This is a genomic window from Paraburkholderia heleia NBRC 101817, from assembly GCF_000739775.1.
GTDB classification, from domain to species: Bacteria; Pseudomonadota; Gammaproteobacteria; order Burkholderiales; family Burkholderiaceae; genus Paraburkholderia; species Paraburkholderia heleia.
Window position 1 is genome coordinate 20,095 of record NZ_BBJH01000059.1, and the last position, 20,741, is coordinate 40,835.

Genomic DNA, 20,741 nt, shown 5'->3' on the forward strand with positions numbered 1-20,741 from the left:
GAGTTCCGTTGAATGGCCGGGGCGGCATGCGCTGCGGGCGCGGCCAATACGCCCATTCTAAGCTGCACTGGCCTCGAGCGACCGAAATGCCCTGCTCGAGCAGGCGAGCCTGTCGATATTAGCCGAGCGCCGAGGCCACGAGCCAGCGCTTGAGCAGCGGCTGCGCGCCCACGAATGCCATGCCGGTATTGCGCACCGCGCGCGCGAGCGTGCCGGGCAACGAGAAGAGCCGCTGCAGGCCGTCGGTGGCGACGACGAGCTTCTGGATATCCTCACGGCGGCCGCGTTCATAGCGGCGCAGCAGCACGATATCGCCGAGATCGCGGAACGCCTCTTTCTTCGTGACGACGTCGACGAGCGCGGCGACGTCGCGCAAGCCGAGGTTCACGCCCTGGCCCGCAAGCGGGTGAATCAGATGCGCGGCGTCGCCGACGAGGGCGACGCGCGGCGCGACGAGCCGGTCGACGGTTTGCAGTGACAGAGGAAAGCCGCGCGCAGGCGTGACGCATTCGAGCGCGCCCAACTGGCTTTGCGAGACGCGCTCGACTTCGGCGGCAAGCTGCGCCGGTTCGAGCTTGAGCAGTTCGCCGGCATGGTCGGTCTGGGCCGACCAGACGAGCGACACGTGCCGATCCGGCAGCGGCAGCAAGGCGACGATCTCGCCTTCGCGGAACCACTGGTACGCCGTTTCGCCGTGCGGCTTTTCCGTGCGGAAATTGGCGACCACGCCGGTTTGCCGGTAATCGCGCCGCTCGACCGTCGAGCCGATCTGGGCGCGCACCCACGAATGCGCACCGTCCGCGCCGATCGCGAGGTCGGCTTCGATCGTGCCACCATTGGCAAGGCCGATCACGGCCGCGTCGGATTTCACGTCGAGCGTCTGGGCACGCGTGTCGATCCACGCGAGATTGGGCTGGAAGTGCAGCGCGGCGTCGAGCGCGCGCTCGACGATCGACGACTCGGCAATCCAGGCAAGCTGCGCAACCGACGCCTGATAGGCCGAGAAGTGCAGCTCCGCCGCGGCGTCGCCGAACACGCGCATGTCGTAGACGGGCGTGAGGCGCGAAGCGTCGGCGGCCTGCCAGACCCGCAGCCGCTCGAACAACGCCTGCGAACTGCGCGAAAAGGCGTACACGCGCGCGTCGAACACGGCGCCCGCGGGCAACGGCGCGCACGGCTGCGCGAGCAGCGCCACGCGCAGGCCGCTCTGGGTCAGCGCGAGCGCCGCCGACTTGCCGACGAGCCCGCCGCCGATCACGGCGACATCAAAGGTCTGGTTGCTTGCAGTCATGCGCGCATTATAGCCGCGGGTGCCTGTGCGGCCGGGCCGGACGGGCGCGGTGTTGCGGCTCAGCAAGACGTTGCGGGAAAACGGCCCGCGAGCACGGCGACGCCTGCGGCTAACCCTCACCCGGACGAGGTTACAATTACGGTTTTCGTGACGCCCCGTCACGTCCCCCGACGTGCCACCTGCGCCGCCCCGCCCGCCGCTTGCGCTTTCGCGAGACGCCCGGCCCCGGTCCTTCGTGCGCGGCGAGCCGCACGTCACCACCCTGACATGCAGAGATTTACATGAGCCTCCAATGCGGCATCGTCGGCTTGCCTAACGTCGGCAAGTCCACCCTCTTCAACGCGCTGACCAAGGCGGGCATCGCGGCCGAAAACTATCCGTTCTGCACGATCGAGCCCAACGTCGGCGTGGTGGAAGTGCCGGATCAGCGCCTGAAGGCGCTTGCCGAAATCGTCAAGCCCGAACGCGTCGTGCCGGCCGTGGTCGAATTCGTCGACATCGCGGGTCTGGTCGCGGGCGCGAGCAAGGGCGAGGGTCTCGGCAACCAGTTCCTCGCGAACATCCGCGAAACGGATGCGATTACGCACGTCGTGCGCTGCTTCGAAGATGAAAACGTGATCCACGTCGCGGGCAGGATCGATCCGCTCTCAGACATCGAAGTCATCAATACCGAACTGGCGCTCGCCGACCTCGGCACCGTCGAGAAGGCGCTCACGCGCTACTCGAAGGCCGCCAGGTCGGGCAACGACAAGGAAGCCGCGAAGCTCGTGGCCGTGCTCGAAAAGGTGCGCGCGCAACTCGATCAGGCGAAGCCCGTGCGCGGGCTCGCGCTGAGCGAGGATGAGCAGGCGCTGATCAAGCCGTTCTGCCTCATCACCGCGAAGAAGACCATGTACGTCGCGAACGTGAAGGAAGACGGGTTCGAGAACAACCCGCATCTGGAAGCCGTGCGCCAGTACGCAGCCGCCGAGAATTCGCCGGTCGTGGCCGTGTGCGCCGCGATCGAAGCGGAAATCGCCGACCTCGAAGACGAAGACAAGATCGCGTTCCTCGCCGACATGGGCATGGACGAGCCGGGCCTCGACCGCGTGATCCGCGCGGGCTTCAAGCTGCTCGGCCTGCAGACGTACTTCACGGCGGGCGTGAAGGAAGTGCGCGCGTGGACGATCCATGTCGGCGATACGGCCCCGCAAGCCGCGGGCGTGATCCACACCGACTTCGAGCGCGGCTTCATCCGCGCGCAGACCATCGCGTTCGACGACTTCATCCAGTACAAGGGCGAGACCGGTGCGAAGGAAGCCGGCAAGATGCGCGCCGAAGGCAAGGAATATGTCGTGCACGACGGCGACGTGATGAACTTCCTGTTCAACGTGTAAGCGACACCTTTTTCTTCCCGTTTCCAAAGACTCTCACATGGCCCAATACGTCTTCACCATGAACCGGGTCGGCAAGATCGTGCCGCCCAAGCGCCAGATCCTGAAGGACATCTCGCTGTCGTTCTTCCCCGGCGCGAAGATCGGCCTGCTCGGCCTGAACGGCTCGGGCAAGTCCACGCTCATCAAGATCATGGCCGGCGTCGACAAGGACATCGAAGGCGAAGCCACGCCGATGCCGAATCTGAATATCGGCTACCTGCCGCAGGAGCCGCAGCTCGATCCGGAAAAAACCGTGCGCGAAGCGGTCGAGGAAGGTCTCGGCGACGTGTTCAACGCGCAGAAGAAGCTCGACGAGATCTACGCCGCCTACGCGGAACCGGACGCCGACTTCGACGCGCTGGCCGCCGAGCAGGCGAAGTACGAAGCGATCCTCGCGACGACCGACGGCAGCGCGGAACAGCAGATCGAAATCGCCGCCGACGCGCTGCGCCTGCCGGCCTGGGACGCGAAGATCGGCAACCTCTCGGGCGGTGAAAAGCGCCGCGTCGCGCTGTGCAAGCTGCTGCTCGAAAAACCCGACATGCTGCTGCTCGACGAGCCGACCAACCACCTCGACGCCGAATCGGTCGAGTGGCTCGAGCAGTTCCTCACGCGCTTCCCGGGCACCGTGGTCGCCGTGACCCACGACCGCTACTTCCTCGACAACGCCGCCGAGTGGATTCTCGAACTCGACCGCGGCCACGGTATCCCCTGGAAGGGCAACTACTCCAGCTGGCTCGACCAGAAGGAAGCGCGCCTGAAGCAGGAAGAAGCGTCGGAATCCGCCCGCCAGAAGGCGATCAAGAAGGAACTGGAGTGGGTGCGCCAGAACCCGAAGGGCCGCCAGGCGAAGTCGAAGGCGCGTATCGCGCGCTTCGAGGAACTGTCGAGCTCGGAATACCAGAAGCGCAATGAAACGCAGGAAATCTTCATTCCGGCAGGCGAGCGTCTGGGCAACGAAGTCATCGAGTTCAAGAACGTCAGCAAGTCTTATGGCGACCGTTTGCTCATCGACAATCTGAGCTTCAAGATTCCGGCGGGCGCGATCGTCGGCATCATCGGGCCGAACGGCGCCGGCAAGTCCACGCTGTTCCGCATGCTCACGGGCAAGGAGCAGCCGGATTCGGGCGAAATCGTGCAAGGCCCGACCGTCAAGCTCGCTTACGTGGACCAGAGCCGCGACGCGCTGGCCGCCGGCAAGACGGTGTTCGAGGAAATCTCGGGCGGCGCGGACGTGCTCACGGTGGGCAAGTACGAAACGCCTTCGCGTGCGTATATCGGCCGCTTCAACTTCAAGGGCGGCGATCAGCAGAAGATCGTCGGCAACCTCTCGGGTGGCGAGCGCGGCCGTCTGCATCTGGCCAAGACGCTGATCTCGGGCGGCAACGTCCTGCTGCTCGACGAACCGTCGAACGATCTGGACGTCGAAACGCTGCGCGCGCTCGAAGACGCCCTGCTCGAATTCGCGGGCTCGGTGATGGTGATTTCGCACGATCGCTGGTTCCTCGACCGTATCGCCACCCACATCCTCGCGTTCGAAGGCGACTCGCAGGTCACGTTCTTCGACGGCAACTACCAGGAGTACGAGGCCGACAAGATCAAGCGTCTCGGCGAGGAAGCCGCACGTCCGAAGCGTCTGCGCTACAAGCCGATCAGCCGCTAGGCAGGCGGGATCGATGGCAAACAACGGCGGCCCGCGGGCCGCCGTTGTCGTTCTGGCAGTTGCCTCGCCGCACGCGCGGCATGGCGGTTGCTCGAAAGCCGCTACGCTTAGGGTCACCTGGGGCTTGATCTAGCCCTGCTCGCGCGAGGAACTCCGTATGGCGATGTCGCTGCGCAACCGTGTTCTCCTCATCGTGGCGATCGTCGTCGCGCTGCTCGTGCTCGCGGCGCTCGGCACGCTCTACGCGCTGCAGCGCGAGGCGAAGGCGTACGTGGAGCAAGCACTCGCGCCCGTCGGCACGGCCGCGAGCGTGAACGTGGCGTTCGATCTCTCGTCCGTCGAGCTCACCGACGTGCGCCTGAAGCCGCCGCCCAACTGGCCCACCGCCGACACGCTGCGCGCCGCGCGCGTCACGATCACGCCCGATTTGCGCGCGCTGATCTCGCACCGCGTGCATATTCGCGACGTCACCGTGAGCGATTTCACGATGACGGTGCTGCGCCGGGAAAGCGGCTCGATCCTGCTCCTGCCGAATCTGCGCCAAGCGATCGCACAAGGCGCCACGCCCACGAGCGGTGCGCCGGGCGGAAACGGCCTGCCGCAGGAAAAGATCATCGACCATATCGGCTTCAAGAACGGCACATTCGACTTTTACGACCAGTCGATCAGCAATCCGCCGTGGCATGTCACGGTGAACCGCGCGCAGGCGAGCGTCGACAATGTCCAGCTGCCTGCGCTCACGGAGCCCACCCGCGTTTCGTTCACCGGCAACGTCGTCGGTCCGGAACACACGGGACGCGTCGCGTTCGACGGCTGGATCCAGATCGCGAGCAAGGACTCGCAACTCCACACGACGCTGCGCGGCGTGGATGTGCGCATGATCGATCCCTATCTGCTCAGAAAGGCCGGCGCGAAGGCCAACGTGACGGGCGGCACGCTCGACCTCGATCTCGCCTCGACCGTGCGCGGCTATCACCTGCACGCGCCGGGCACGGTCACGCTGCGCAACCTGCAACTCGCGCAAAGCGGCGACGCGGTGGACACCTTCCTGTCGATCCCGACGCGCGCCGCCGTGGCCGCCTTGAAGGCGCGCAAGGGCGAGATCACGCTGCATTTCGTGCTCGACGGCAACCTGCGCGACCCGAAGTTCAAGCTCAACGAAAACCTGACGACGGAGTTGCGCGCAGGGTTTGCGCAGGCGCTCGGGGTGAGCGCGGAAGGCGTGGCGAAGGGCGCCGGGCAAACCGCGAAGGGTATCGCCGACGCGCTGCGCAGTTTGCTGCAGCCGGTGGCGCCGGCGCCCGCTTCGAAATAGCGCGCGGGGCGCCGACTCGAGTCTGCCTGGTTAGACCTGGTTGGGCCTGGTTGGGCCTGGTTAAACCGGCAGGCCGAGTTCGCGCAGCTTCGCGTCGGTGGTGGCGTTGCTCGTGTGGTGCACGCCATGCCAGCCGAGCGCCGTGGCGGCTTCGGCGTTGTGCGCGTTGTCGTCGATGAAAACGAGTTCCTCCGGCTTCACGCCCGGCAACTGTGCCTCGATGCGGCGGAACATCTCGTGGAAGATCGCCGGATCGGGCTTCACGAGCTTCACGTGGCCCGAGACGACGATATCGCGGCAGCGCCGCAGGATGCCGAAGCGCTCCCACGCCCACGGAAACGTCTCGGCCGACCAGTTCGTGAGTCCGAAGATCGGCATGCCCGCCGCCTCGAGGCGCTCGAACGTCGCCACACCGCCGGCGAGCAAGCCGCCGATCATCTCGTGCCAGCGCTCGTAGAACGCGCGAATGAGCGCTTCGTGCCCGGGAAACGCCGCGACCAGTTCCTCGGTGCCCACGGCGATGGGCTCGCCGCCGTCCTGGCGGATCACCCAGTCCATCTTGCAGACGTGCGTGAGAAACCAGCGCCGCTCGTCGTCGTTGGGAATCAGCTTGCGATAGAGATACTCGGGACTCCAGTCCACGAGCACTCCGCCGAAATCGAACACCACTGCCTTGATCGTCATGCGCGTCTCGCTCCGCTTGATCGCTATCGGGATGCTTGGGAATTCAGATCGGCTGCGTGCGCTTTTCGAGCCACGCGAGCGCATCGCCGCTCACATGCGGCGCCACGCGCACGCGCACCGTCTGGTGGTACGCATTGAGCCACTCGCGCTCGTCCGCGCGCAGGAGCGCGAGATCGATGCAGCGCGTGTCGATCGGGCAGAGCGTGAGCGTCTCGAAGCTGAGGAACTCGCCGAATTCGGTGGTTTCGGCGCGCTGGTTGAGCACAAGATTCTCGATACGCACACCCCACTTGCCCGGCCGGTAGATACCCGGCTCGACCGAGGTGATCATGCCTTCTTCCATCGCGGTCCAGGGCTCCGCCGGCGCATAGTGCGAAATGACCTGCGGACCTTCGTGCACGTTCAGGAAGTAGCCCACGCCGTGGCCCGTGCCGTGGCCGTAATCGGCGCCCGCTTCCCAGATCGGCGCGCGCGCAATGGCGTCGAGCATCGGCGAGCGGATGCCGCGCGGGAACTTCGCGCGCGAGAGCGCCATCATGCCTTTGAGCACGACCGTGAAATCGCGCTTTTGCTCCGCACTCGGCGTGCCCACGGGCACGACGCGCGTGATGTCGGTGGTGCCGTCGAGGTACTGGCCGCCCGAGTCGACAAGCAGCAGGCCATCGCCTTCGATCACGCTGTGCGACTCGGGCGTGGCGCGGTAGTGCGGCATGGCGCCGTTCGCGTTGAAGCCCGCGATGGTCGCAAACGAGAGCGACTTGAAGCCCGCACGGCGCGCACGTGCGGCGGAAAGCTTTTCGTCGATGGTCAGCTCGGTGATCCTCTCGCGGCCAAGCGCCGCCTCGAACCACGCAAAGAACTCGGCAAGCGCCGCCCCGTCCTGCTCCATGGTCGAGCGCACGTGATCGGCTTCGGCGGCGGTTTTGCGCGACTTGAAGAATGTGCTCGGGTTCACCGACTCCACGAGCTTGACCGCCGACGACACCGCCTGCAGCAGGCCATACGTCACGCGGCGCGGATCGACGAGCAGCGCGGCCTTCGCGGGCAGCGCCGCGAGTGCGGCGGCGGCCTGTGCATACGGCGCGACGCGCACCTTGTCTTTCGCGAGCGACCGCACGAGCGCCTCGCTCACCTTGCCGTCGGCGACGAAGAGCGTTGCGTCGTCCGGCCCGATCAGCGCGTGCGCGACGAACACCGGGTTGTAGTTCACGTCCGCGCCGCGCAGGTTAAAGAGCCAGGCGAGGTCGTCGAGCGTGGAGATGAAGTGCCACTGCGCACCCTTATCCTGCATCGCGCGGCGCACCTGGTCGAGCTTGCCCGTGCGGCTCATGTCGGCATGCGGCGCAACGTGCTCGTACACGGGCTCGAGCGGCAGCGACGGGCGGCCTTGCCAGACGTCGTCGAGCAGATCGAGGTCCGTGCGCAGTGCGACATCGCGCGCCTTGAGCGCCTCGGCCAGCGCGCGCGCCGAGGCGACGCCGAGCACAGCGCCATCCACGGCCACTGCGCCGCCCGCACTCACGTTCTGCGCGAGCCAGTCGATGTGCGGCGCACTCTGCTGGCCGCCCATCATCTTCATGAGCTGGATGCCGGTGCCGGTCAATTGCTGCCCGGCCTGCACCCAGTAGCGGCTGTCCACCCACACGCCCGCGAAGTCCTTCGTCACGACGAGCGTGCCCACCGAGCCGGTGAAGCCCGAGAGCCACTCGCGCCCCTGCCAGCGGCGCGGCAGGTACTCGGACAGATGTGGATCGGCGGAAGGCACGAGCGCGGCATCCACGCCGGCGCGCGTCATCGCGGCGCGCAGGGCGGCAATGCGCTCGGGAATCGAGGAGGTTTCGGGGAGTCGGGCGTTCATGTTTTCACCTGCGAAGAATTCGAAGCGGAAGATCTGGGTTCGGCCAAAAGCGGCGCCTGGTGGGCGGTAGCGCGCGACTAGCTGCGCCGCGCGCGCAGCGCCACGCACACGCCCACGCAAACGAGCGCGAGCGCCGCGCAAAGCGGCCACTGGAGCAATTCGCCATCGTGGAAGAGACCGGTCTCACTGCCCGCCGCGTTCGCGAGCGCCGCGCCGAACACGCCGGCCACGACCGCCAACGCGAGTCCATGACGCGCGGCGCGGCGCAAGGGATGGAGCCACCACCCCGCACAGCCCACCGCCAAACCAAGCATGACGATACCGGACCAGCCCATTAGCGACTTGTCCTGCAGGTTTCCGGACTAGTTCGAAAGGACCGCCGAAGCACGAGAGCTAGCATGGGTAGCCTGATTGGACTCCATTAAAACAAAACGGGAAAACGGTCGGCTCGGCGCTTCGCGCGTAGCGGTTGAGTGTAGGGGGCGGGATGGCGCAAGGCAAGCGCGTCCAGGCCGCTTTCGGGGTCAAACCGTCCTGCTCACACTCAGGTAGACCGTTTCGCGCCCCCGCTCTTCACCAAGGCGTCGCGTCCCGTTCCGCGGGCGCGCGTTCCCGAAACCGTGTGGAATCCAAGCCGCGACGTTCGGTCGCGCATCCGCGACACGCACACTTCCGGCTGTGCAGCAAATTGCAGCTCGGGCCCGAGCATGACGGGCGTTCGACCACTTGGTACGGCTTTGGCTGCGCGCTCGAAAGGCTCTCCATATCATCTACCGCAGTGCCGGACTCTGTCGGCGCGAATGTCGGATGCAAGGAAAAGTTATAATATCCGCCTAAATCTCGCCCCCATGGTATGCAGCTTCTAACGATCGGAATCAATCACCACACCGCGCCCGTCGCCTTGCGCGAACGCGTGGCGTTTCCGCTCGAACAGATCAAGCCCGCGCTCGCCCTGTTCAAGGAAGCGTGGTCCGGCAAGCGCTCGCTGAGCGCGCCGGAAGCCGCCATTCTCTCCACCTGCAACCGCACCGAGCTCTACTGCGCGACCGACGCGCAAAGCTCGCGCGACGCCGCCGTGAGCTGGCTTTCGCACTACCACGGCCTCCGCGAAGAGGAGCTTGCGCCGCACGTCTATACGCTGCCGCAGTCCGAAGCGGTGCGTCATGCGTTCCGGGTGGCATCGGGGCTCGATTCGATGGTGCTGGGCGAGACGCAGATCGTCGGCCAGATGAAGACTGCGGTACGCACCGCGACCGAGGCCGGCGCGCTCGGCACCTATTTGAACCAGTTGTTCCAGCGCACCTTCGCCGTGGCGAAGGAAGTGCGCAGCACGACCGAAATCGGCGCGCAGTCGGTTTCGATGGCGGCCGCGGCCGTGCGCCTCGCGCAGCGCATCTTCGACAAGATCGCCAACCAGCGTGTGCTGTTCATCGGCGCGGGCGAGATGATCGAACTGTGCGCCGCGCACTTCGCCGCGCAGCAGCCGCGCGAACTCGTGGTTGCAAACCGCACCGCCGAGCGCGGGCGCTACGTTGCGGAACGCTTCGGCGGCCGCTCCATTGCGCTCTCCGATCTGCCGGCGCGCATGCACGAATTCGACATCATCGTCTCGTGCACGGCGTCCACGCTGCCTATCATCGGTCTCGGCGCGGTGGAGCGTGCGGTGAAGGCGCGCCGTCACCGCCCCATTTTCATGGTCGACCTCGCGGTGCCTCGCGACATCGAGCCCGAAGTCGCCCAGCTCGAAGACGTGTTCCTCTATACCGTCGACGATCTCGGCACGATCGTGCGCGAAGGCAATGCCTCGCGCCAGGCCGCCGTCGCGCAGGCCGAGACGATCATCGAATCGCGCGTGGCGAACTTCATGCAGTGGCTCGACTCGCGCAGCATCGTGCCGGTCATCCGCCACATGCATACCCAGGCCGACGCGCTGCGGCGCGCCGAGCTCGAACGCGCCCGCAAGATGCTCGCGCGCGGAGACGACCCGTCGGCCGTGCTCGAAGCGCTGTCGCAGTCGCTCACCAACAAGCTGATCCACGGCCCGACGCATGCGCTCAACACGTCGAGCGGCGATCAGCGCGATTCGCTCATCGAACTGATGGGCGGCTTTTACCGCCACGGCCAGCCGGCGAGAGTAGACGACGCCGCGCAGGCCGCGGCGGACGTCAGCGCCTCGCGCTCTGCCGATTTGTCCGATTTGTCCGATTCGTCCGATTCGTCCGATTCGTCCGGTAATTCGGACCGTTAGCGACGTTCCTGGTCGGGCGCGCGCCATGCGCGCCCTGCACGACCGGGCCGCACGCCCGCCTCTTCTCTCTCGCAGTCCTATCCGGAGCCCGCTCCGCACCGCCCGATGAAAACGAGCATGCAATCAAAGCTCGACCAGCTGACTACGCGCCTGGCCGAGCTGAACGACCTGTTGAGCCGTCCCGAAGTGACCTCGAACCGCGACCAGTACCGCAAGCTCACACGCGAGCATGCGGAGCTGGGGCCCGTGGTCGAGCACTACGGACAGTGGCGTCAGGCCAAAGACGACGAGGCCGCGGCGAAAGACCTGCTCTCCGACGCCTCGATGCGCGACTTCGCCGAAGAAGAAGTGAAAGCCGCGCGCGAGCGCATGGCGCAGCTCCAGCACGAATTGCAGATGATGTTGCTGCCGAAGGATCCCAACGACGACCGCAACGTGTTCCTCGAAATCCGCGCGGGCACGGGCGGCGACGAGTCGGCGCTGTTCGCGGGCGACCTGCTGCGCATGTACCTGCGCTACGCGGAGCGCAACCGCTGGCAGATCGAGATGATGTCGGCGAGCGAATCGGATCTGGGCGGCTATAAGGAAGTGATCGTGCGCATTGCGGGCGAGGCGGCATACTCGAAGCTCAAGTTCGAGTCGGGCGGTCACCGCGTGCAGCGCGTGCCCGCCACCGAAACGCAGGGCCGCATCCACACGTCGGCCTGCACGGTCGCGGTCATGCCGGAAGCCGACGAAATCGGCGAAGTGGAGATCAATCCCGCCGATCTGCGCATCGACACCTTTCGTGCCTCGGGCGCGGGCGGCCAGCACATCAACAAGACCGATTCGGCCGTGCGCGTGACGCACCTTCCGACCGGCCTCGTCGTGGAGTGTCAGGACGACCGCTCGCAGCACAAGAACAAGGACCGTGCGCTCAAGGTGCTCGCCGCGCGCATCAAGGACAAGCAGTACCAGGAGCAGCACGCCAGGGAAGCGGCCACGCGCAAGAGCCTCGTGGGCTCGGGCGACCGCTCGGAGCGCATCCGCACCTACAACTTCCCGCAGGGGCGGCTCACCGATCACCGCATCAATCTCACGCTCTATCGCCTCGAGGCGATCATGGACGGCGACCTCGACGAACTGATCGGCGCGCTCGTCTCCGAGCACCAGGCCGAGCAGCTCGCCTCGCTCGGCGACGCGGATTGAGCGCGCAAGAGAACATGAGCGAAGCCGTCACCGCCGAAGCGCTGCTGCGCGCCACGCCGCTGCCGGCGCTCGAAGCGCGCATTCTGCTGATGCACGTGCTCGGCTGGCGCCGCACCGAACTCATCACGCGCGGCGACGAGGCACTCGATGCGGCCCGCGCGGATGCCTACCGCGCGCTCGAAGCGCGCCGCGTGCGCGGCGAGCCGATCGCGCAGCTCGTGGGCGCGCGCGAGTTCTACGGCCTCGACTTCGACGTGACGCCCGACGTGCTGATTCCGCGCCCCGATACCGAGGTGCTGGTGGAAACGGCGCTCGCGGCACTCGAAGGCATCGCCCAGCCGCGCGTGCTCGACCTCGGCACCGGCAGCGGCGCGATTGCCGTGGCGCTCGCCTCGGCACGGCCCGACGCGCACGTCTGGGCCGTCGATCGCTCGGTGGCCGCGCTCGACGTGGCGGCGCGCAACGCCGAGAAACTGCTCGACGTCCAACGTCCCGGCGGCCCGCTCGCGTTCGTGGCGGGCAGCTGGTACGACACGCTCGATGCGGCGCTGCGATTCGAGGCGATCGTGAGCAATCCGCCGTATATCGCGAGCGGCGATCCGCATCTGGAACAGGGCGACTTGCGCTTCGAACCGCGCGGCGCGCTCACCGACGAAGCCGACGGCCTCACCGCTTTGCGCGCAATCGTCGCCGGCGCCCCTGCCCGGCTCGCACCGGGCGGCGTGCTCTGGATGGAGCACGGCTACGACCAGGCCGCCGCCGTCCGGGCGTTGCTCGAAGACGCCGGTTTCAAGGACGTGCGCTCCGAGCGCGATCTGGCCGGGATCGAGCGCATCAGCGGCGGCTGTCTGCCTCAGCCGGGCGGCCAGCAACGCTCCCGGTAACGCCGGGCTTGCGCGGGCGAAATCCGCTATCATTTCATCCTGCATTCCAACGTATTCAGCATCAATTCAATCGCAAGGTCAGTCATGGACACCCAACAACGCATCAAGCAGATCGTCGACGAAAACGCCGTCGTCCTCTTCATGAAGGGCAACGCGCAGTTCCCGATGTGCGGCTTCTCCGGTCGCGCGGTGCAGATCCTGAAAGCCTGCGGCGTCGATCAGTTCAAGACCGTCAACGTGCTCGAGGACGACGAGGTCCGCCAGGGCATCAAGGAATTCTCGAACTGGCCGACCATCCCGCAGCTCTACGTGAAGGGCGAGTTCGTCGGCGGCTCGGACATCATGATGGAGATGTACCAGAACGGCGAGCTGCAGCAGCTTTTCGCCGCGGCGTAATCGCCAGCCTCGGGACGGCATCGGGCGCACGACGGTGCTCCCGACGCCGTCCCGAGCGCCCGGAAAATGACGCCGGCGCTTTTTCACGAAGCGTCTTCGCTTCGAACTCGCCCCGCCTTCGCTTCCCGCCTGACGTGAATACCGCCTTCCCTGCCTCGTCTGCCATCGCACAAGTGCCGCAACGCCGGCTGATCGTCGCGATCACCGGGGCCACGGGCGCGATCTACGGCGTGCGCACGCTCGACCTGCTGCGGCGGCTGGGCGGCGTCGAAACGCATCTGCTCGTATCCGCAGCGGGCTGGCTCAACATCCAGCACGAACTGCAGTTGAGCAAGGACGATCTGCACGCGCGCGCCGATGTCGTGCATTCCGTGCGCGACGTCGGCGCGACCATCGCTTCGGGCTCGTTCGCGACCGACGGCATGATCGTCGCGCCCTGCTCGATGAAGACGCTCGCGAGCGTCGCCCACGGTCTCTCCGACAACCTGATCGCGCGCGCCGCCGACGTCACGCTCAAGGAACGCCGCCGTCTCGTCCTGCTCGTGCGCGAAACGCCGTTCAACCTCGCGCATCTGCGCAACATGACGGCCGTGACCGAAATGGGCGGCGTGATCTTCCCCCCGTTGCCGGCCTTCTACAACCGGCCGGCTTCGATCGACGAGATGGTTGATCATACGGTCGCGCGCGTGCTCGACCTGTTCGCGCTCGGGCCCGCGCTTTCGCCCGCCTGGCCGGGGCTGCGCGGCACCGACGAATAAGCGCCGGACTCACTGTCGCGCGCGGCGCCGATTATCAATATCGGCGACACAATCAATTCCCTTTCGCCCCGTTTAATTCAAGTCGGTAGGGTCTTATATTGATCGCAATACGATACTTTCGGACCGCCTCCGCGCGGTCCGCCGACGATCATGACCACCCGCACGCCTACCCTCTTCCTTTCGCACGGCGCTCCCACGCTGCCGATCGACCCATCGCTGCCTTCTGACGGCTTCACCGTGCTTTCGGAGCATTTGCCGCGTCCGCAGTCGGTACTCATGCTCTCCGCGCATTGGGGCACGATGCGCCCCGCGGTGAGCACCGCCACGCAGCCTGAAACGATCCACGACTTCTACGGCTTTCCGCGCGCGCTCTACGAGATCCAGTACCCCGCACCCGGCGCGCCCGAGATGGCGCAGCGCGCAGCGGCGCTGTTGCGCGAGCAAGGTGTTCCCGTCGATGAAGAGGCGCACGGCCTCGACCATGGCGCGTGGGTGCCCATGCTGCTGATGTTCCCGGACGCGAACGTGCCCGTCGCCCAGCTTTCGATCCAGCCGCGCGCCAACGCCGCCCATCACTTCGCGCTGGGCCGTGCGCTGCGCTCGCTGCGCGACGAAGGCGTCATGGTGATCGGCTCGGGCCAGATCACCCATAACCTGCGCGAGGCGGACTTCTCGGCGCGTCCGGAAGACGCCGATCCGCGCGTGGCCGAGTTCACGCAATGGTTCGAGAATCACCTCGCCGCGCGCGACATCGACGCGTTGCTCGACTACCGCCAGCGCGCCCCGCATGCGGTACTCATGCACCCGACCGACGAGCACCTGCTGCCCGTCTTCGCGGCGCTCGGCGCAGCCGACGACGACTACACGCTCGGCGTGCAGTCGCTTGGCACCTACCAGCGCGCGCTCGCGATGACGAACTACGTGTTCGGCAGCGCGGTGCAATAACGCCGCAGCGAGCGGCCACACTGGCTCCGCCCTGGGGCAAAAGGAAAAAAGCCCGCCTGAATGGCTTCAGGCGGGCTTTGCGTTTTGTACGACGCGAGTTGACGCGTGGTGCGACGTTTAGTGCGCCTTAGTGCATTAGTGCGCGCCGATGCCTTCGAGCACTTCATCGTGCTCTTCGCGTTCCGCGAGGTACGGCGAGCGGTAGCCCGAATTCACGCCCCAGTAATAGAACACGAGCGAGACCAGCGCGACGACCAGCATGTCCCAGCCGTACGGAAGCAGACCGCTGCCGCCGAACTGCTTGCTGCCGAGGAGCGAGAGGAGCGCCATGATCGGCAGGTAGGCGCACAGCCACCATGCCGCCTTCAGATCCTGACCCCAGCCTTCATAGCCCTGCTTGCCCTGGAAGTAGAAGTACACCGGCAGCGCCACGACCATCAGCAGAATGATTTCGCCGGTCAGCGGCCACTTTGCCCAGTACAGGATCATCGAAGCGCAGACGAATGCGAACGGCGCGATCACCTTCATGAACGGCACGGAGAGCGGGCGCTCGATGTCCGTGGCGGCGCGCTTGAGCGCCATCAGGCTGATCGGACCCGTGAGGTAAGAAATGACCGTCGCCACCGAGATCACCGCCGCGAGCGAGCTCCAGCCGCGGAAGAAGAACATGAAGATGAACGAGACGAGCAGGTTGAACCACATCGCGTTACGCGGCACGCCGTAGAACGGGTGCACGTTGCCGAACATCTTCGGCATCGTGTTGTTGCGCTCCATCGCGTAGATCATGCGCGAGGTCGTCGCCATGTAGGTCGTACCAGTGCCGCTCGGACTCACGAATGCGTCGACGTAAAGCAGGATCGCGAGCCAGTTCAGGTTCAGCGCGATCGCGAGTTCCGCGAACGGCGACTTGAAGTTGAACGTGTTCCAGCCCTTCGCGACGTCGGCCGGATTGACCGCGCCGATATAGGCGATCTGCAGCAGCACGTAGATCACGAGTGCGCAGAGGATCGAACCGATCACTGCAAAGGGCACGCTCCTGGCCGGATTACGCGCTTCGCCCGCGAGGTTGATCGGGCTCTGGAAGCCGTTGAACGCGAACACGATGCCGCTCGTGGCAACCGCCGTGAACACCGCCGACCACCCGTACGGTGCGAACGTGGTCGTTTCGCCGAAATTCTCATGATGGAAGCTTCCAGCCATCAGGCCGATGATCGTCAGACCCGGAATGATGAACTTGAAGATCGTGATCGCACTGTTGGCGCGCGCGAACAGCTTCACGCCCCAGTAGTTGAGCATGAAGTAGATGATCACGAGAATCGCGGAGAGCGCGAGCCCCGAATGGGTCAATGACCCGTCGACGAACAGCGCATGCGCCCACGCATAGGGCCAGGTGCTCATGTACTGGATCGAGGCTTCGGCTTCGATCGGAATCACCGAGACAATGGCGATCCAGTTCGCCCACGCGCTGATGAAGCCCACCAGGGCGCCGTGCGAGTAGCGGGCGTAGCGGACCATGCCGCCCGACTCCGGGAACATCGCACCGAGTTCGGCGTAGGTGAGCGCGATGGCCAGAATGACCACGGCGCCGATGATCCACGCGCAAACCGCCGCCGGACCTGCAATTTTCGCCGCCTTCCACGCGCCGAACAGCCAGCCCGAACCGATGATCGACCCGAGGCCGGTGAACATCAGCGCGAACGGGCCGATGTTCCGTTGAATAGAACTTTTCACGTCTTCTCCTGTTTCAAGAGCAGCTCGACACCGCGTTTATCCCGTCTGTTGTGCGGGCGGGTTTCCTGCGGTTGTCGTACCTCCACACGAAAGATTGCGCCTGCAGGCGCAACTTCCGCGCGGCGCGTAGTTTAACCGGTTGCACCACGGAAGGGCGCCGAAAACGACCGCCTAATACAAAAAAGTCATTTGCTTATCAAGCTTTGTAAGGGTTGGTTTTGACCCTGTAGCAAAAAAATACGAACTTTCCCGGGGAGCTAGTTGACCTTCCTGCCATTTAGCCGTATAAAGTTCGGGCAGGATTTCAAGCGGCGAGTGTGAATTGGTCTTTCGTAGTTCGCCCATCAACGGTACTCCGGCTGGTCCCATACCCCTTCCTTGATTTTCGTGCACCTCTCGGGCTTCGGCCTTCATTCATTTTTAGGAAAGTAATATGGAAACCGGTACCGTCAAGTGGTTCAATGACGCTAAGGGCTTTGGCTTTATCACTCCGGACGGCGGCGGCGAAGATCTGTTCGCGCACTTCTCGGAAATCAAGGTTGACGGCTTCAAGACGCTGCAAGAGAACCAAAAGGTTCAATTCGAAGTCCGCACGGGCCCGAAGGGCAAGCAAGCTGCCAACATCAAGCCGGTCTAAGTACTGCGCTCATTGGTCTGCTACGGCTTTCAGGACCTGAACGCAGCCTCTGCGCAATTCCTGACTAGCAAGCTTACCGAAAAACCCCACGCTTCTTCTGGAAGGTGGGGTTTTTTCTTGTCTGGCAATTTAGAACGAGGTTTAGGCGCTTCGCGCACTTAGCCGAAAAGGCGCTGGGCGTGAATGCCCAAACCCGTCGCCACACTGGCGAGACGATCGCCGAACACCGCCTGCGACTGCGGAAACGCCTCCGCCAGCGCCTGCGTCAGGAACAGGAGACCGGTCGAGCCGCCCGTGAAGTAAAGCGCGCTTACCTGCGCCGGCGCAATATCCGCCGCCTGCACCGTTTCACGCGCGGCCTGCACGATGCGCCGCGTCTCCTCGCGCCCCGCCTCGACGAGCTGGGTGTCGCCGAAGGCCAGGCGCAAGTCCGCTTCGACCGCTTCGAGGTCGATCATCGTCTCCCCACCCGCCGAAACGCCGATCTTCGCCTCCTCGGCGCGCGCCGTGAGCGCGTGCCCCAGACGCTCGTCGACCACGCGCATCAGCCGGTCGTGATGGCGCGTATCGGGGTACAGATGGCGCATGAGCTTCAGTTCGGTGGCGCGTTTGGGCGTGTAGATCGTGTTGATGAGGTGCCAGGTCGCCAGATCGAAATAAATGCGGTTCGGCACCTCGCGGCCTTCGGGGTCGAGCGACTGGTAGCCCAGTTCGCGCAGGATGGTCGCGAGTTCGACGCGGCGGTCGAAGTCGGTGCCCGCCACGTGCACGCCGTGATGCGCGAGCACGTCGTCCTTGCGCTCGCGCCGCGTCATGCGATCGGGCCCCACTCGCACGAGCGAGAAGTCCGACGTACCGCCGCCAATGTCGGCGACGAGCACGAGCCCTTCTTCCGCCAGGCGCGACTCGTAGTCGAACGCCGCCGCGATCGGCTCGTACTGGAACTCGATCTCGCGAAAACCCACCCGGCGCGCTGCGGCTTCGAGCTGGTCCTGGGCGAGCTGGTCGGCGCGCGGGTCGTCATCGACGAAGAACACCGGACGGCCCAGCACCGCACGCGTGATCGGCGTACCCGAGCAACGCTCGGCGCTGCGCTTCAGGTGCTCCAGAAAGATTGTGATGATCTCGGTATAGGGCATCGCGCTGCCGTCACCGAGGTCGGTCGTACTCTCGGCGAGCGGCGAGCCGAGGATGCTCTTCATCGAGCGCATCAGCCGGCCGTCGAAGCCGTCGATATAGGACGCCAGCGCCGCGCGCCCGAATTCGCGGGTGTGTTCGTCGACGTTGAAGAACACCGCTGTGGGCAAGGTCGTGTGGGCGCCTTCCACCGGTGCGAGGCGCATCGCGCCGCCGGCCGCTGCCGGGAGCGCCACCGCCGAATTGGAGGTTCCGAAGTCAATCGCGCAGAAGCTGGTCATGGCAAGGGCGCGCCGCAGCGAATGCGCGCGCAGGAGAGGAAAGGTCGGGGGGATCGGCTTTGTAGCACGAAAGCGCGGCGCGGGGCAACCGCAGGCCCATGATGCGGCCCCGCAAGAAAAAACGCGCGGGCCGTGCCGCGCGTTTTCGCCGAAGTTCGCGCACCCTCACGGGCGCGGGGCATCTCCCGAATCAGCCCTTGAACGGCTGCTTCCAGGCGTTCGCGTAAGCGATCTCGCCCACCGCCGAACGCGTGCGCTCCGCCTTTTCGCGGTCGCGCAGCACCGGTTCCAGCTTCTCGGCTTCCCCGTAGTGGCCGATCGAGATGATCGACAGCGGCTCCACGTCGTTCGGCAACGCGAATTCCTTGCGGAACGCCTGCACGTCGAAACCGCTCATCTGGTGCGCGGCGAGACCCAGCGCATGCGCCTGGAGCACGAGCGACATGGCCGCGGCGCCCGCATCGTACTGCGCCGTGCGATTCACTTCTCCCTTTGCATTGAGCGTGTGTGCCGTCACCGCGATCAGCACCGACGCCGGCGCGTTCCATTGCTGGTTGAACGGCACGAGCGTGGCGAACGCGCGCTTGAACGCGATTTCGTCGGCGCTGCGGTCGAACACGATAAAGCGCCACGGCTGCAGGTTGTAGCCCGAGGGCGCCCAGCGCGCCGCCTCGATCACCGCGTGCAGCGCCTCGCGGCTCACCGGCTCGCTCGAATAGGCGCGCGGGCTCCAGCGGCCAGCGATGAGTTCGTGAATGGGCACGGCTGTCGGTGCGGGTTTGTGCTTCGTCATGCCTTGTGTGTCCTTGGGGTGGCGGGCGGCTTGCCCGGGGGTCACTAGAATAACCGCAGCGCGTGAAATACGCTCAAACGCAACGGGCGACGCTCATGCGTCGCCCGGCGGGATGTGCCGAAGTACGAATCGGCGCTTAGGCGTTGCGGTGCGCGAACGCCGTTTCAGGCCGTTTGCACGCCCACGGCGCGCGGCCCCCGGTTGATGCGCAGCACGAGGAACGACGCCACGAGGCACAGGCCGCCCGAAATCATCGACGCCACCGTGTAGGTGCCGAGGCTCGAGCGCAGCAGGCCCGCGCCGAACGCCGCGAATGCCGCGCCGAGCTGATGCCCCGCCACGACCCAGCCGAACACAATCGGCGCGCGCTCCTTGCCGAATACGTCGGTGGCGAGCCGCACGGTCGGCGGCACCGTCGCGATCCAGTCGAGACCGTAGAACACCGCGAAAATCGGCAGCCCGAAGAAGTCGATGCCGAACGCGTGCGGCAGATAGATCAACGAAAGTCCGCGCAGCCCGTAGTACCAGAACAGCAGCACGCGACTGTTGAAGCGGTCTGAGAGCCAGCCCGAGAGCGTCGTGCCGAACAGGTCGAAAATGCCCATCGTGGCGAGCAGCGAGGCACCCTGCACCTCGGTCATGCCGTAGTCGCCGCACATCGCGATGAGGTGCGTGCCCACATAGCCGTTCGTGCTCGCGCCACAAATGAAGAAGCTGAAGAAGAGCAGCCAGAAGTCGCGCGTGCGGCTCGCCATGAAGAGCGCGTCGAACGCGATCTTCAGCGGATTCTGATGCGGCGCGGGCGGGGCGACCGGGGTACTCTCGTCCTCGCCGAACGGACGCAGATTCACGCTCGCGGGCCGCTCGGGCAGCAGGAACAGCACGAGCGGCAGCACCGCGGCAGCCGCCACCGCGACCACGAGCACCACCGACTGCCAGCCGTGCTTCTCCACGATCGCCGCCAGGAGCGGCAGGAACACGAGCTGGCCCGTGGCCGAGCTCGCGGTGAGAATGCCCATGGCAAGCCCGCGGTGCGAGTGGAACCAGCGCGTGACGACGGTGGCCGAGAGCGAGAGCGCCGCCACCCCGGTAGCGCCGCCCACCATCACGCCCCAGATCAGGATCATCTGCCACGGATGCGTCATCAGCGCGGAAAGCGCCACGCCCGCCGCCATGGTGCCGAGCGCCGCGAGCAGCGTCGGCCGCACGCCGAAGCGCTGCATGGCCGCCGCCGCAAACGGGCCCATGAGGCCGTAAAGCGCGATGTTCACCGAGATGGCGAGTGAGATCGTCGCCCGGCTCCAGCCGAACTGATGCTCGAGCGGGACCATCATCACGCTGGGCGTCGCGCGCGTGCCGGCCGCCGCCAGCAGGACCAGAAACACCACCGCCACGACGAGCCATCCGTAGTGGAAACGCCCGCCTATACGCCTCGCTGCCCAGTTCATCGGTGCTCCTGTCACGGCGCGCCGTTCGACGCGCCCATGTTTTCGTTGGTATGACCGTCCGCTGCAACG

17 protein-coding genes and 1 pseudogene are annotated in these 20,741 nt (G+C 65.8%); 10 read left to right on the forward strand and 8 right to left on the reverse strand.

Translation table 11 applies throughout. The features are described 5' to 3' along the window. Positions 1–118 precede the first annotated feature (118 nt). Positions 119–1,291: a UbiH/UbiF family hydroxylase gene (locus BHE01S_RS33500; protein ID WP_042272208.1), complete on the reverse strand. Its 1,173-nt coding sequence runs from the start codon at positions 1,289–1,291 to the stop codon at positions 119–121. Positions 1,292–1,572: 281 nt separating this feature from the next. Here BHE01S_RS33500 and ychF point away from each other — a divergent pair, with 281 nt between their 5' ends. The 3 genes from ychF (at position 1,573) to BHE01S_RS33515 (ending at position 5,684) form a co-directional block, all read left to right on the forward strand. Continuing rightward, positions 1,573–2,667 carry a redox-regulated ATPase YchF gene (gene ychF / locus BHE01S_RS33505; RefSeq protein ID WP_042272140.1) on the forward strand — a complete coding sequence of 365 codons (1,095 nt, stop codon included), beginning with the start codon at positions 1,573–1,575 and terminating at the stop codon, positions 2,665–2,667. Positions 2,668–2,704: 37 nt separating this feature from the next. Beyond that, positions 2,705–4,369, forward strand: a complete 1,665-nt coding sequence (ettA, locus tag BHE01S_RS33510; protein WP_042272142.1) for an energy-dependent translational throttle protein EttA — start codon at positions 2,705–2,707, stop codon at positions 4,367–4,369. 157 nt (positions 4,370–4,526) lie between these two features. Then, a complete protein-coding gene (locus BHE01S_RS33515; RefSeq protein ID WP_042272145.1) occupies positions 4,527–5,684 on the forward strand; it encodes a DUF748 domain-containing protein in 1,158 nt (385 codons plus the stop codon). Between the two features lie 60 nt (positions 5,685–5,744). Here the strand turns inward: BHE01S_RS33515 and BHE01S_RS33520 are convergent, their stop codons facing one another. From BHE01S_RS33520 to BHE01S_RS33530, 3 genes are all read right to left on the reverse strand, one after another. After that, on the reverse strand, positions 5,745–6,368 hold the full coding sequence (locus BHE01S_RS33520) for an HAD family hydrolase (protein WP_042272148.1): 624 nt from the start codon (positions 6,366–6,368) through the stop codon (positions 5,745–5,747). A gap of 43 nt (positions 6,369–6,411) precedes the next feature. After that, the gene (locus BHE01S_RS33525) at positions 6,412–8,226 is read right to left on the reverse strand and encodes an aminopeptidase P family protein (protein ID WP_042272210.1); all 1,815 of its coding nucleotides are present in this window, start codon (positions 8,224–8,226) and stop codon (positions 6,412–6,414) included. A gap of 77 nt (positions 8,227–8,303) precedes the next feature. Then, positions 8,304–8,561, reverse strand: a complete 258-nt coding sequence (locus tag BHE01S_RS33530) for a hypothetical protein (RefSeq protein ID WP_042272151.1) — start codon at positions 8,559–8,561, stop codon at positions 8,304–8,306. Between the two features lie 518 nt (positions 8,562–9,079). Here BHE01S_RS33530 and hemA point away from each other — a divergent pair. The 6 genes and pseudogenes from hemA to BHE01S_RS33560 form a co-directional block, all read left to right on the forward strand. Further along, positions 9,080–10,345: pseudogene (hemA, locus tag BHE01S_RS33535) on the forward strand (glutamyl-tRNA reductase); the annotation flags it as partial. Between the two features lie 234 nt (positions 10,346–10,579). After that, complete coding sequence (gene prfA / locus BHE01S_RS33540; protein WP_042272154.1) at positions 10,580–11,662, forward strand: peptide chain release factor 1; 1,083 nt, start codon at positions 10,580–10,582, stop codon at positions 11,660–11,662. A gap of 14 nt (positions 11,663–11,676) precedes the next feature. Then, on the forward strand, positions 11,677–12,546 hold the full coding sequence (gene prmC, locus BHE01S_RS33545) for a peptide chain release factor N(5)-glutamine methyltransferase (RefSeq protein WP_042272157.1): 870 nt from the start codon (positions 11,677–11,679) through the stop codon (positions 12,544–12,546). An 84-nt stretch (positions 12,547–12,630) separates the two neighbouring features. Continuing rightward, positions 12,631–12,942: a Grx4 family monothiol glutaredoxin gene (gene grxD, locus BHE01S_RS33550; RefSeq protein WP_042272160.1), complete on the forward strand. Its 312-nt coding sequence runs from the start codon at positions 12,631–12,633 to the stop codon at positions 12,940–12,942. A 134-nt stretch (positions 12,943–13,076) separates the two neighbouring features. Beyond that, positions 13,077–13,700: a UbiX family flavin prenyltransferase gene (locus BHE01S_RS33555; RefSeq protein ID WP_245639939.1), complete on the forward strand. Its 624-nt coding sequence runs from the start codon at positions 13,077–13,079 to the stop codon at positions 13,698–13,700. 150 nt (positions 13,701–13,850) lie between these two features. After that, entirely contained in the window at positions 13,851–14,645 is a 795-nt protein-coding gene (locus BHE01S_RS33560) for a DODA-type extradiol aromatic ring-opening family dioxygenase (RefSeq protein ID WP_042272163.1), read from the forward strand. Positions 14,646–14,780: 135 nt separating this feature from the next. Here BHE01S_RS33560 and BHE01S_RS33565 read toward each other — a convergent pair whose 3' ends face one another. Then, complete coding sequence (locus BHE01S_RS33565; RefSeq protein ID WP_042272166.1) at positions 14,781–16,376, reverse strand: APC family permease; 1,596 nt, start codon at positions 16,374–16,376, stop codon at positions 14,781–14,783. 433 nt (positions 16,377–16,809) lie between these two features. On the opposite strand from BHE01S_RS33565, the gene BHE01S_RS33570 reads away from it, so the two are divergent. Then, the gene (locus BHE01S_RS33570) at positions 16,810–17,013 is read left to right on the forward strand and encodes a cold-shock protein (protein WP_027797379.1); all 204 of its coding nucleotides are present in this window, start codon (positions 16,810–16,812) and stop codon (positions 17,011–17,013) included. Positions 17,014–17,171: 158 nt separating this feature from the next. Here the strand turns inward: BHE01S_RS33570 and BHE01S_RS33575 are convergent, their stop codons facing one another. The 3 genes from BHE01S_RS33575 to BHE01S_RS33585 form a co-directional block, all read right to left on the reverse strand. After that, positions 17,172–18,431, reverse strand: coding sequence for an Hsp70 family protein (locus BHE01S_RS33575; protein WP_042272170.1), 1,260 nt, complete (start codon positions 18,429–18,431; stop codon positions 17,172–17,174). Positions 18,432–18,621: 190 nt separating this feature from the next. Next, positions 18,622–19,224, reverse strand: coding sequence for a nitroreductase family protein (locus BHE01S_RS33580; protein WP_042272172.1), 603 nt, complete (start codon positions 19,222–19,224; stop codon positions 18,622–18,624). 164 nt (positions 19,225–19,388) lie between these two features. Further along, positions 19,389–20,672: an MFS transporter gene (locus tag BHE01S_RS33585; protein WP_042272175.1), complete on the reverse strand. Its 1,284-nt coding sequence runs from the start codon at positions 20,670–20,672 to the stop codon at positions 19,389–19,391. Positions 20,673–20,741: the final 69 nt, after the last annotated feature.

Bases quoted from the DNA above. Each gene is read 5' to 3' on its own strand.
- ettA (WP_042272142.1), top strand. From the start codon at position 2,705: ATGGCCCAATACGTCTTCACCATGAACCGGGTCGGCAAGATCGTGCCG.
- BHE01S_RS33575 (WP_042272170.1), bottom strand. From the start codon at position 18,431: ATGACCAGCTTCTGCGCGATTGACTTCGGAACCTCCAATTCGGCGGTG.
- BHE01S_RS33525 (WP_042272210.1), bottom strand. From the start codon at position 8,226: ATGAACGCCCGACTCCCCGAAACCTCCTCGATTCCCGAGCGCATTGCC.
- ychF (WP_042272140.1), top strand. From the start codon at position 1,573: ATGAGCCTCCAATGCGGCATCGTCGGCTTGCCTAACGTCGGCAAGTCC.
- BHE01S_RS33580 (WP_042272172.1), bottom strand. From the start codon at position 19,224: ATGACGAAGCACAAACCCGCACCGACAGCCGTGCCCATTCACGAACTC.
- BHE01S_RS33500 (WP_042272208.1), bottom strand. From the start codon at position 1,291: ATGACTGCAAGCAACCAGACCTTTGATGTCGCCGTGATCGGCGGCGGG.
- BHE01S_RS33530 (WP_042272151.1), bottom strand. From the start codon at position 8,561: ATGGGCTGGTCCGGTATCGTCATGCTTGGTTTGGCGGTGGGCTGTGCG.
- BHE01S_RS33585 (WP_042272175.1), bottom strand. From the start codon at position 20,672: ATGAACTGGGCAGCGAGGCGTATAGGCGGGCGTTTCCACTACGGATGG.
- prfA (WP_042272154.1), top strand. From the start codon at position 10,580: ATGAAAACGAGCATGCAATCAAAGCTCGACCAGCTGACTACGCGCCTG.
- BHE01S_RS33570 (WP_027797379.1), top strand. From the start codon at position 16,810: ATGGAAACCGGTACCGTCAAGTGGTTCAATGACGCTAAGGGCTTTGGC.
- BHE01S_RS33560 (WP_042272163.1), top strand. From the start codon at position 13,851: ATGACCACCCGCACGCCTACCCTCTTCCTTTCGCACGGCGCTCCCACG.
- prmC (WP_042272157.1), top strand. From the start codon at position 11,677: ATGAGCGAAGCCGTCACCGCCGAAGCGCTGCTGCGCGCCACGCCGCTG.
- grxD (WP_042272160.1), top strand. From the start codon at position 12,631: ATGGACACCCAACAACGCATCAAGCAGATCGTCGACGAAAACGCCGTC.
- BHE01S_RS33515 (WP_042272145.1), top strand. From the start codon at position 4,527: ATGGCGATGTCGCTGCGCAACCGTGTTCTCCTCATCGTGGCGATCGTC.
- BHE01S_RS33520 (WP_042272148.1), bottom strand. From the start codon at position 6,368: ATGACGATCAAGGCAGTGGTGTTCGATTTCGGCGGAGTGCTCGTGGAC.